Here is a 10,794-nt window from a genome sequence, read left to right as displayed (position 1 = left end):
TGCGAACCCATGCGACGAACTCGTCGAGTGAATCCTCCAGCCGGTGCTGCGGCTCGAAACCGAGCAGTTCGCGCGCCTTCGAAATATCGGCGAAGCAATTGCGGATATCGCCGGCGCGCGCCTTGCCAAGGATTTCAGGCCGATGTTCCGGCACACCCATAGCGTCGGCGAGCAACCGGGCGACCTCGCTGATCGCATAGGCCCGTCCGCTGCCGATGTTGATGACGTGGCCGCGCGCCTGGCGTTGTTCCAGCGCCAGGCGGAAGGCGCGGGCGACGTCGCGCACATGGACGAAGTCGCGCTTCTGCTCGCCATCTTCGAAAATCATGGGCCGCTGGTCGTTGGCGAGGCGTGAAGCGAAATTCGCCAAAACGCCGGTGTACGGGTTTGACAGCGCCTGTCCGGCGCCGAAGACGTTGAACAGGCGCAGCGCCACCGCGTCGACGCCATAGGCATCCCCGAAGATCAGCACGGCGCGCTCCTGGGCATATTTCGTCAGCGCATAGATAGAGGCGAGGTCGACCGGCTTTTCCTCGTCTGTCGGCAGGGGCGACAGACTTTCATCCGCCGCCGACAGCGGATTCCATTGGCCGCTCTTGATGTCGTTAGCCTGCCGCCGTGCATTGTCGACGCGCCGGCCGCCTGGCGTGGCATAGAGACCCTCGCCGTAGACGCTCATCGACGAAGCGACGACGATCCGCTCGACTGGACGCTTGATCAATGCTTCAAGCAAAGTGGCGGTGCCGAGGTCGTTCGCGCCGACATAGCGGGCGATCTCATACATGGACTGGCCGACGCCGACCTCGGCCGCCAGATGGATAATGGCGTCGACGCCCTGGAGCGCCTCGGCGATGGCGTCGCGGTTGCGAACGTCGCCTTTGATCAGTTCGGCCCCTGCCAGCAGGCTGGTCGCCTCGCTACCGTGCACCTGTTCCAGCAGCGCATCGAGAATGCAGACAGCATAACCATGTTCAACGAGTTCCTGGACGACGTGGCGGCCGATGAAACCGCACCCTCCTGTAACCAGTATGCGTTTCACGACAACTCCTTGCGCAGATGGCCTTGGCGCCCCGAACTGTTTGGCAAAAGGTTTGTTCCCTCTGCTTCAACAAAGATGGTTTTTGGGGAGGCTCGCAAACCGACGTGGCGGCGCGCGACCAGTGCTGGCTATGGGCTGGAACATTGCAGCTTCTTTGGCGTTAGGGCGCACATCCGGCGCGTGGTCGGGAAAGCGGGTATGCGTCTAGCGGTCCGGTTCCGCCGCACAGCAAGCAGACCGGATCGTGAGGATCACGCGCCTGCCAAAATCTGGGATCGAAAGGAGATTCCGATGTCTGAGTCGAAGACGACTACCGATCATGACGAGATCCGCCAGTGGGCCGAAGATCGAGGCGGGCGGCCTGCCGCTATACGGACCAAGGGCGAAGGCGGCATCCTGCGGATCGATTTTGGCGAGCCCGAGGAGGAGTTCGAAGCCATCGAATGGGATGAGTTCTTTCGGATCTTCGACGAAAACAACCTGGCCTTCCTCTACCAGGACGAAACCGGCGGCGGGAAAACCAGCCGATTCAACAAGTTCGTCGACCGCAACCGGAAAGGCTGAGGAGGCTGCTATGTCAGCGGTGTCGGGTAGCTCTTAAGGTGCGCCTCGCATTCTGACAGAGAACTTCCCTCTAGCTCGCTGTTTTTGCGCGTTTTTCGGACTATTGGAAAACCAGCCGGTTTTTCCAAACATTCCAGATTTGGAAAAGAATCGCAGCCTCAGTGCAACAGGCTCGCCCCGCTCGATCTAGCGACATTTCGCATGATGCCGTTCAGCCAGTCTTCGGTCGACACGCCGGCCCGCCGCCTGTCGATCTCGCCGATGGCGCGCTCCAGCGTTCGCTCGACCCGGCGGGCGGAAGCCTCCACGTCCCCAGAAGCAGAGGGCTTCCCGCCAAGGCCGATCTTCCAGAGGAAACAAGGCATCGAAGACGGCGTAGCTGTCAGACGATTTTCGAAGGTTGCTGGCGTGCCGCAGACGTTCGGGAATGACGATGTCCTCGTCACCGCTGAAAAAGACGAAGGGCACGCCGCGGCGCATCAGCTCGTCTGCGATCGGAAACACCCGCCGCCCATTGAGATTGACGTCGAGGATCGCGGCCTCAGCCGCCTCGGTATGCATGGACGCATGTTCGACTTTCGCCGCAGGGCCGAGGACGACCGCGCCCATATTGCCGAAATATCCTGACAATGGCAGATTCCGACCCGTAGCGGTGCGCCGATCACCTTGAAGCGAACAGCGCCGCACAGCAGCCGCCGTCCCGTACGAGCCCGGCCATCGCCTTTCAGTCCAGCGGCTTTTCCGTCGGCCGTGGCGTGGTGCCTGACTGGCGCGGCCGGCCGGCATTGCGGTTCGCCACCGGATTGTCCAGCGGAGCAGTCGATGGCTTCGAGGTCCCAGCGGTCTTTGGCGTCGGCGGTGTCGCTCCCGCATCAGTATCGTTGGCGTCCCGCCTTGGACGTCGTAAGCCGTCGGCATTCGCCTGCCGAATTGCCGGCTTCGATGTGGTATTCTTGTTGGCCATGGTGTCTCCTTCCTGCTGCGACGGAAAGAACGGATGGCGTTCACCGCTTGCAGCGCCTACGTTTCAACCACCGGCACGGCGCGAAGTTCCCATCACCTGCAGCTTCAGGGGTCTCCTGCGCATCCATGGTAGATGGGAACCATTTTCGCTACTGGCTGTTCGGCTCGCAGGAAGGAGCCGCACATGGAGAGACGTAACGCTATACTTTCGCTGGTGATAGCCGCGATCATTATCGTCGGCTTTCTCATTGGCTTTTTGTATGCCGATATGGGCTGGCGCACCTCGCCATTTGAAAGGGCCGCTGAACAAAACCAAGGTGGAAACGCCCCGGCCGACACCTCGCCTGCCGCGGGGATCAAGAAGGACCCCAAAGAGAATACCGAGATGCCGGATCAGCAATAGCCGTGGTCCTTCGGGCAGGAATACAAACCGGGGAGAACCGATCGCTGGATCGGTTTTGCTGGTGATGTCGGACTTACGTAGGCTGCTGGTTTCTGGCTGCCAACGCAGCGGCCTCTTCGTCCGTCACTGGAATCGTCCCTGCGGGTATAAGCCATTTCCGACATTTGCGTATGGAACCACGCCGCGCTCAGGCTCCAGGGATGATAACCGGCCGATCCAATTACTTCTCACCGATCCATCTTGATTGGCTCTCGCTGCGAGCCACTCCGCCCGCTCCCGCGTCAAGCCGATAAGGCAAGCGCCAGCGAAGTCCGCAGGCACATCCACGGTGGTGTCGAACACGGCCCATGTGTTGGTCGGTTCCTGAACGGCCAAAAACCTCATAACAGCACCTGCTAATATACAGTACGAACTTACTGACGGAGCATTGTTCCGGCATCAACCAAACGAAGGAGAGCTTTTCGTTTTGAGACGCCGCGGCGCGTTTAGCCTTGAGCGGGCAAATTGATCGATACCTTCTGCATCGCGGCTGCGACGTCGCTGAAAATAGGGTGGCAGATCTCGACGAGCGAACGCATCGGCTGATGTAGTTCACCGGTTTTCCAAAAAGCGCAATTCCGAAACCTGCCGGGAGCCCGCCAAGCGGCGCGCTTTTGTGCGTCAGCTATCCGCCGTCAGTGCTTCATCTTGCGGATAGTCGACCTCAGCGTATCCGCCAAGGAACTGTCAGCTGGCTTGGGAGCGCTGCTCGGAACCAGGAATCCGCCCTTTAGCAACTCCAGGGCGTCGAGTGCCTCGTCATCCCGCAAATTTGTCAGAGCCACCCCGTCTGCGAAGACAACCCCACCGTCGTCTATGTCGTAGACCTCCCAAAGCCCATCGTTGATTCTTCGAATGGCGTGCCGATGTTCCATAAGAAGACGCTAATTGAGTCTCGGAAACGGTGGCTAGAGAAAATCAGGGGTAGCCCGATATTAGTAGTGGAAAACTCGGGCGCTCTCGACGCGTGGTGCGTGGACGGAAGGCAAGAGTGCAGGGCGGCCGTCGGGCCTGGCAGGCGGCAGTTGACGTTCGTCGCTGGGCGAAACTGAGGTGCGCCCGCGCGAGCTGTGTTTTATCGGGGGCATCGCCGACCACACCAGCTGCAACTTGCCACGATCAGAATGCCCGCCGCGCGTAGTCCGAGAGGGGACCAAATCGACCACGGGTCCAAATAGCCAGGTTGAGAAACCGTTTGACGATCATTGCGGACACCCGGCCTCTGATGTAATTTAGGGTTCGATCAAAGTGAGGAATATACCGCTGTCGCGACGGCTTTTTCTCTCTTTTCCGTCTCGGCAGATAGCATGCTCTCTAACGGACCTGGCACTGCAAGCTGTGTCCTTGTGGTCGCCAGGTAACAGCGGTTAAGGGATTTGCCATGCTCCGACGTTGCGCATTCGTTGCGGCATTCATGCTCGCAAGCGTCACGACTTTCGAGGCTTCTGCAGTCGAACGAAGGGTCGCCTTTGTAATCGGCAACTCCGATTACCAAGAAATCTCGGCCCTCAAGAATCCGGCCAAAGATGTGGTGGACGTGTCCAACACGTTTCGATCGGCTGGTTTTGATGTTTTTGTCGCGAGCAATCTTACAAAGCTGCAGTTTGAAGGCCAGTTCCGCAACTATCTTACCGCCGTGGACGGGGCGGATGTGGCTGTCGTCTACTATTCCGGTCACGGCTTTCAGATCGGCGGCGAAAATTTCCTGATCCCTGTCGATGCCTCGTTGAAAGATGCGGCGGACGTCGAGGTCCAGGCAATCAAGCTGAACGACGTGCTGCAGCAGATGCGTTCGAAATCGAAGATCCAGGTGATCATCCTTGATGCCTGCCGCAACAATCCATTCCCTCGCAAGGACTATTGGCTCAGGGACCAGCTTATTACCGCCAGCGGCACCGGCCTTGCGCAAGTAAGAAGCTCGCTGAACACACTGATCGCTTTCGCCACCGAACCCGGCGCGGTTGCCTATGACGGCGCCGGCGACCTCAGCCCATTTTCATTCGCATTTTCTCGTCGAGCCTTGGCTCCGAACCAGGAGATTCGCACGGTATTGGCGACCGTGCGCCGGGATGTAGTTGAGGCTACCAAGGGCCTGCAGGTTCCCTGGGAGAACTCTTCGCTCATCGACGAAGTCGTTCTGATGCGTCGCAGCAGCCGCCCCTCTCTACCGCCCGTGTTGGAGAAAGTCGTGTTGTCGGGAGTCGGGCCTGTCGATCTCAACCTCCCGGAACCGGTGGAGGTCGACGGCGGATCAATCACCGTCAGCATCGAAAGACCGCCCGCCTTGGGACGCCTGATGCTGAATGGCAAGGTTGTCGAAGCGGGAGATCTGATCCAGGGCAAGGATCTGCCGCATTTGCAGATGGATGTCCCCAAGGGAGTTGGCGAGCCGGAAGAGATGGATATGCTGGCCTACGCTGCACGCGACAATTGGGGCGGCGAAGCCAAGGGCATGCTGGTGTTCCGGGTTAAGAGCGGCGAAGGAGCCCAGGGCGAACAGGTGATGGCCTCACTCGAAGCCGAGCAGAAGCAGCAGGTGCTGCAGCGCGGCATTCATGTGACCGGTGCGGCCGAGGCGATCGAGAATCGGGAGATCGACGTTCCGGTCGGCATCGGCGCGGTTGCTCTGAATTTGGACCTCCCGACAGACGATTCGGCGGTCAGCCTGAAGGTTGCCAGCTATCCGGCAACGGGAACGCTCTCCCTGCCGGATCGAGCCCTGTCGCCCGAATCGAGCTTGACGGTCGGTGAAGTCGAGGGGCTGCGCTATGAACCCCAGATCGGCGCCAGCGCACCGGTCGAGATCGCCTTCGAAATTCGGGCGGACAGCGCAGTATCCAAACCCGCCAAAATGAAACTGTCGCCAAGCGTGGATCCGTGCGACTCGGCTGCCGGCGAACCTCTCGACCTTCAAGGCGTCGTCCCTGGCCTGCTGCCAAATGAAATCGGCGCCGACGCGGTGAAGCTCTGCGAGGCTGCGGTGAAGGCATATCCCGATGTCGCGCGCTTCCGCTACGAACTGGGGCGCGCGCTGCTTGCGGCCGGCAAGGTGGAGCAGGCCAGGAAAGCCATCCAGCAGGCTGCCGATAGGGGACACGTGCGCGCAGTGTTCGAACTCGGCTACCTCTACGCGACCGGAACAGGCGTGGCTGTCGACCGCAAACAGGCCAACACCTTCTACGCGGCTGCGGCCGACAAGGGCGATCCCTATGGGATGACGTCGTGGGGCCGAGCCTTGTTCCATGGCTCCGGCGTCGAGCGCGATACAGCCAAGGGGCTGGACCTGCTGCTCAAGGCGGCGGCGATGGGTCACACATATGCTATGAACGATCTCGGCGCGATCTTCACCGAAGGCCGCAACGGCGTGACCGCAGATCAGGCCCGTGCCGTTGCCTTCCTGGAGGCTGGCGTCGAGCGGCAGGACATGTATTCGATGAACCTGCTTGGCCGGAACTATCTGTCCGGCGCGGGCGTCGATAAAGATCCCAAAACGGCGCTGGCCCTGTTTCAGAAAGCCACCGAACTCGGCCAGCCCTACGCTCCAAGCAACCTGGCGCGCATGTACCGCGACGGCGTGGGCGTGGAGCGCAACCCGGCGGAAGCGCAAAGACTGTTCGAGATGGCGACCATGCGGGGCGATGAGTATGGTGCATTCGATCGCGCGGTTCTCGAAATGGAAAAGGGCGAAAAGGCCGACCAGGCCACCGCGGTCCGCTTTCTTGCATTTGCGGCCGCGCTGGATTTTCGCAACCAACTGCCAGAGGCCCGGACGAACCTCGCAAATTTCGGCACCAAGGTGAAAACGACGGCGTTGAAGCAGCTGCGCCGGGAACTCAAATCGAAGATTCCTGCGTCCGGTTCGCTGGACGACCAACTGGTCGGCGCGGCCAGGCGGGTCTGGGAAGAAGCCAACCCGCGTCGGGACGTGTTTTAATCAATCAGGAGGTAAACGGTGCGCAGGACATTGAAACACGCAATCGTCGGAACAGCCCTGTCCGGCATCCTGGTGGGGCTCACAGGCTGCACGTCCTTGATGCCACCCGAACCAACGCCGCTGGTGGAGACGTCACCGCCGAAGGTCGTTCGCAGGACACCTGTAGAGCAGAAGGTTGTCAAGGCCGCTCCCAAACGGGTGGTGACGAAAAAAGTGATCAAGCCGGTTGAGGTAGAGCCTGTTGCCGCACCTCCTGTGATCGCTCCTGCTCCTTGGCGAGGCGGAGGCGGAGGCGGCGGCGGCTGGGGATAAGCCAACTTCCGTTTCGCTTTCACGAAAGCTCGCGCAACATCACGGGGCGGATCGGAGGATGCCGCACCATGTCGTTCTCGACCGCACCGCGAAGATCTAGGGATGACGGATACCGTTGATCCACTGCCTGGCTTCGGACGACCCTATTTTTTTCCGACCTACTCTATAGACTTCGGCGATCCCGCAATCGACGGAAAGACCTCAAAGGCAAGCCACGCTTCAGTCCGGTGGAAGGGGTCGACGAGGCAATATGGGACAGTCACTACGATGGCTGCCATGGAACTGGGCTCGGTTGTGCGGACAGGAAGTTTCGCCACCGACGATGTCTCGGTGCTGCGGCTGCAACATCCGCTGGGGACACGTTTCAGGGTGGCGCTGCCAAATGGGTCCAAGACGGCTGCAAGTAAGGCAAGCAATCAGGATCCAGACTGCACTCTAATTTGCATCCGCTGATTGGCGCAGCGCCTCGATCTCCGCCATCTGAATGCCCATTTCGACAAACGCGGAAAGAACCGAAAAGCGGTCCTCCAGTGCAACGCGTGCCAGCCCGGCCAGAACCCCCGCGCTCACAGCGTGGGCGGCAGGCAATGGCTGCAAGGCCGATACCGCTGGCGGCTCCATCGCCGAACCATTGCCATGCCGTCCTGCAGCCAGGGCAATCCAGGCGGCCGGCGTTGTTGGTGGTATTGCCGCAGCCTGGCTCACTTCGGCGCGATGGTGAGCGCTATCCGGTTCGCTGACCCAGTCACGAACAAGCGCGAGCAATTCCTGATCCCTGCGGTCGAGCAGAACGGTAAGGTGGCTCAGGCACTCATGGGCCCACCACACCGCAGCCCGCTCGGGAAGCAGATAGGCACAGAACGTAATCGCCTCCTCGGGCACCCGCCCGGCAAGGAGGGCGCGGCAAAATTCGATTGAAGGCTGTTCGGTCGGGAGTGCCACCATGTCCCTGGAAACAGCGGGGCAGGCCATGAAAAGATCCCGTGCCGTTTTGAATCGAAGCTCATTGGCCATGGCCGCCACGCTTTTACTGGGGAACAATCGACACTGAAGCCTGGACAGGGTGCGGTCAAGTCTCCAGTCCTCAGCAAGATGCAACTGCCGTCCACTCCTCGTATGCCTGACGTTTATTGACAGACATTCGCTTCGGAATTTGGTATTGTCCGCAGTCGATGAAATCGGATGCTCAAGACAGGAGTAACCGTCATGCAGTTGGGCAGTTTAGCCTTCGTGTTTACGGTCGCGCTTTTTTCGACCCATGCTTTCGCTGATCCGCTTCAGAAATCAGAAGACATCGTGAAGTTTTTTGACGCAGCGAGCGAGTTCGGCCCGTCGCGTGGAATTTGCGTCGGCACCGAAGACGAATGCAGCAGCAAGAACAAAGCAGCGCCGGCCGAAAAAACCAGCCTCGACATGCTGATCAACTTCGGCCTGGATTCTGCGGAACTCGATGCGACTGCGCGCGCTGAACTGGACGAGTTCGCCAAGGCACTGAAGGACAGCCGACTGAGCACTCTGAACTTCGTTGTTGAGGGGCATACAGATGCGACCGGCTCCGCTGATTACAACGAGGGACTGTCGGAACGAAGAGCCAGATCGGTAACAACCTTCCTGACCTCTAACGGCATCGATCCTGCCCGCATCAAAGCGACGGGCCTGGGCGAGACGAATCCGCGCGACCCCAACCCATTCGATCCGGTAAACCGCCGGGTGGAAATGCGGATAAGGACTGAGTAGCTGGAGCGGGTGCGCTAGGCTGAGACCAGAGCCGCGCGCCGTTTTCCACGCGCGAACCGGAGGTTAGCGCAGCAAAACCGATTCCGATTTCCGGGTTATGCGTCGGTTCAAAGGGTATTCTGCATCGGGCTTATGAGGGCCGTGATCGCCTGCTTGTATTTTTCGAACTCCGGCGATGTCTGCCGGACTTGCGTTGTTGTCGTTGTCTGTTGAGCCACCTCAGTCGTCGTCGGACTCAGCTTCCTGCCCATTTTCCTTTCGGCCCAGCTCACGACATAGCTGGCGGACTTGCCGGTGAGAAACGGGTTGGCTTGAATGACGGCCGACCCGAGCACGGCGCTCAATTGCGCCGAACCCGGCGATGACAACACTTGATGGGCGCCTTCCATTCCCAGGAAATGACAGAGATAAAGCCGGCCGGCTGTGATCTGGTGGCCGCGCGCCCGAAGATAGGCTTCGCCTTCGCGCGCCAGATTGCTGACCATCTCGCGCGAGATGGTGGCGTCGTAACGTAAAGCGAGCAGGTCGGCGGTTGACAGTGTCCGCGCAAGTTCGGGGCGGTAGGTGTTCATCATCCTGATCCAGGTCTTCGTTATGAACTGACCGGCGCCGGTCGCCGAAGAAAGTGGGTTCTTGGCGCGGGCGCTGCCGCCACTTTCGACTTGAACGATACGGTCGGTCAGCGTTTCGACAGCGGAATCATCCGTTGCGATGGCGGTAACCGTACCCAGGGGATCGATCGCCTCGCCATTGCGATAGAGTTCGAAATGCAGGTGCGGCCCAGTCGAAAGGCCGGTAGTGCCAATGTAACCAATGATATCGCCTGCCTTCACCTTCGCGCCGACACCGCCTTTGACCGCGAATTTCTGCATATGCGCATAGCGCGTCTCGCGCCCGTTTCCGTGCGAAATCTTCACCAGGTTGCCGTAACCCCCTCCATCGCCTTGAAAAACGACTTCGCCGTCGAAGGCGGCTGCAATCGGCGTACCCAGAGGCGCCGCCCAATCCACGCCCTTGTGGATGCGAACAGTCCCGAGGATCGGGTGCTTGCGTGGGCCGAAGGTGGACGTCATGACCCCGTTGACCGGGGTGACCATGCCGTTTGTGACCGTCAGCGAGCGAACCTGATCGTCGCCGCTAACGCATGCAAACTGGCCGTCGGTCTGCTGGAACACGAAACAGTCGAGGCTTTTTTCGGCACCCTGGACACCCACATATAACACGCGCCCGGCCGTCTCTTCCTTGCCACGCGGCCTTTGCGAATAGATCAGGACCAGACGTTGCTCTTCGCTGGCAAACGCATCCAGATCCTGTCCTCGCGAGAGATACATGATCGCTTCTCCGATCACGCCGGTCGGGACTTTGTTGCGTGCTGCTGTTGAGTAGATTGCATCGAGCAGCCGGTATTGCCTTTTGTGCGTGCCTTGTGCCTGTGCGCCCGAGTAGTTGAACAGATCTTCGCGGACCCAGGGATCCACACCAGACACAAACACACCAGCGGCATTGCGCGTCAGCGTACCGACAAATACATTCTTGGCGTAGATCGAAACCTGCATGAGGGACATGGTTGTCGTCTCGCGCGTCGGCCTGAAACCGCGCATGGCGACGACATAACCTGGCTCAAGGCTTTCCCGATTGAAAAGCGTCTTCACGGCTTCGCCTGCCAGTTTGGCATCCTCGGCGGAGAAATGCGCATCCAGGGCAACGCTGTCCAAGCTGCGGTCGTTGAGAATCTTTACGAATGTGTCCTCGGTAGCCTTGTATCGTTGATACTCGCTGGTGACGTTTGCGACGCTTGTGTTG

9 protein-coding genes are annotated in these 10,794 nt (G+C 59.9%); 5 read left to right on the top strand and 4 right to left on the bottom strand.

The window, feature by feature from the left end:
* Positions 1-1,039 (bottom strand): SDR family NAD(P)-dependent oxidoreductase (locus EOA85_RS16425; protein WP_127210382.1); only part of this gene is annotated, 1,039 nt, incomplete at its 3' end.
* Positions 1,040-1,330: 291 nt separating this feature from the next.
* On the opposite strand from EOA85_RS16425, the gene EOA85_RS16420 reads away from it, so the two are divergent.
* Together EOA85_RS16420 and EOA85_RS37495 are read left to right on the top strand one after the other, a co-directional pair.
* Positions 1,331-1,603 (top strand): hypothetical protein, encoded by a 273-nt coding sequence (locus tag EOA85_RS16420; protein ID WP_127210380.1) that lies wholly within the window; start codon positions 1,331-1,333, stop codon positions 1,601-1,603.
* Positions 1,604-1,864: 261 nt separating this feature from the next.
* The gene (locus EOA85_RS37495; protein WP_164759697.1) at positions 1,865-2,230 is read left to right on the top strand and encodes a hypothetical protein; all 366 of its coding nucleotides are present in this window, start codon (positions 1,865-1,867) and stop codon (positions 2,228-2,230) included.
* A 97-nt stretch (positions 2,231-2,327) separates the two neighbouring features.
* Here the strand turns inward: EOA85_RS37495 and EOA85_RS16410 are convergent, their stop codons facing one another.
* On the bottom strand, positions 2,328-2,567 hold the full coding sequence (locus tag EOA85_RS16410) for a hypothetical protein (RefSeq protein WP_127210378.1): 240 nt from the start codon (positions 2,565-2,567) through the stop codon (positions 2,328-2,330).
* Positions 2,568-2,750: 183 nt separating this feature from the next.
* Between EOA85_RS16410 and EOA85_RS16405 the strand changes: the two genes are divergently transcribed.
* Positions 2,751-2,969, top strand: a complete 219-nt coding sequence (locus tag EOA85_RS16405; protein ID WP_127210376.1) for a hypothetical protein — start codon at positions 2,751-2,753, stop codon at positions 2,967-2,969.
* A gap of 1,453 nt (positions 2,970-4,422) precedes the next feature.
* Positions 4,423-6,942, top strand: a complete 2,520-nt coding sequence (locus EOA85_RS16390) for a caspase family protein (protein ID WP_245485813.1) — start codon at positions 4,423-4,425, stop codon at positions 6,940-6,942.
* A 747-nt stretch (positions 6,943-7,689) separates the two neighbouring features.
* Here the strand turns inward: EOA85_RS16390 and EOA85_RS16380 are convergent.
* Entirely contained in the window at positions 7,690-8,268 is a 579-nt protein-coding gene (locus EOA85_RS16380; RefSeq protein WP_127210368.1) for a hypothetical protein, read from the bottom strand.
* 192 nt (positions 8,269-8,460) lie between these two features.
* On the opposite strand from EOA85_RS16380, the gene EOA85_RS16375 reads away from it, so the two are divergent.
* On the top strand, positions 8,461-8,991 hold the full coding sequence (locus EOA85_RS16375) for an OmpA family protein (RefSeq protein ID WP_127210366.1): 531 nt from the start codon (positions 8,461-8,463) through the stop codon (positions 8,989-8,991).
* Positions 8,992-9,098: 107 nt separating this feature from the next.
* Here EOA85_RS16375 and EOA85_RS16370 read toward each other — a convergent pair.
* On the bottom strand, positions 9,099-10,794 hold a 1,696-nt coding region (locus EOA85_RS16370), incomplete at its 5' end, for a M23 family metallopeptidase (RefSeq protein ID WP_164759696.1).

The sequence above is a fragment of the Mesorhizobium sp. M5C.F.Ca.IN.020.29.1.1 genome (genome assembly GCF_003997375.1).
Lineage (GTDB): Bacteria > Pseudomonadota > Alphaproteobacteria > Rhizobiales > Rhizobiaceae > Mesorhizobium > Mesorhizobium wenxiniae.
This window is presented reverse-complemented; position numbering and strand designations above follow the sequence as displayed.

Coding starts and splice junctions, on each gene's coding strand:
- EOA85_RS16375 (WP_127210366.1), top strand. CDS start 8,461: ATGCAGTTGGGCAGTTTAGCCTTCGTGTTTACGGTCGCGCTTTTTTCG.
- EOA85_RS16380 (WP_127210368.1), bottom strand. CDS start 8,268: ATGGCCAATGAGCTTCGATTCAAAACGGCACGGGATCTTTTCATGGCC.
- EOA85_RS16405 (WP_127210376.1), top strand. CDS start 2,751: ATGGAGAGACGTAACGCTATACTTTCGCTGGTGATAGCCGCGATCATT.
- EOA85_RS37495 (WP_164759697.1), top strand. CDS start 1,865: ATGGCGCGCTCCAGCGTTCGCTCGACCCGGCGGGCGGAAGCCTCCACG.
- EOA85_RS16410 (WP_127210378.1), bottom strand. CDS start 2,567: ATGGCCAACAAGAATACCACATCGAAGCCGGCAATTCGGCAGGCGAAT.
- EOA85_RS16420 (WP_127210380.1), top strand. CDS start 1,331: ATGTCTGAGTCGAAGACGACTACCGATCATGACGAGATCCGCCAGTGG.
- EOA85_RS16390 (WP_245485813.1), top strand. CDS start 4,423: ATGCTCGCAAGCGTCACGACTTTCGAGGCTTCTGCAGTCGAACGAAGG.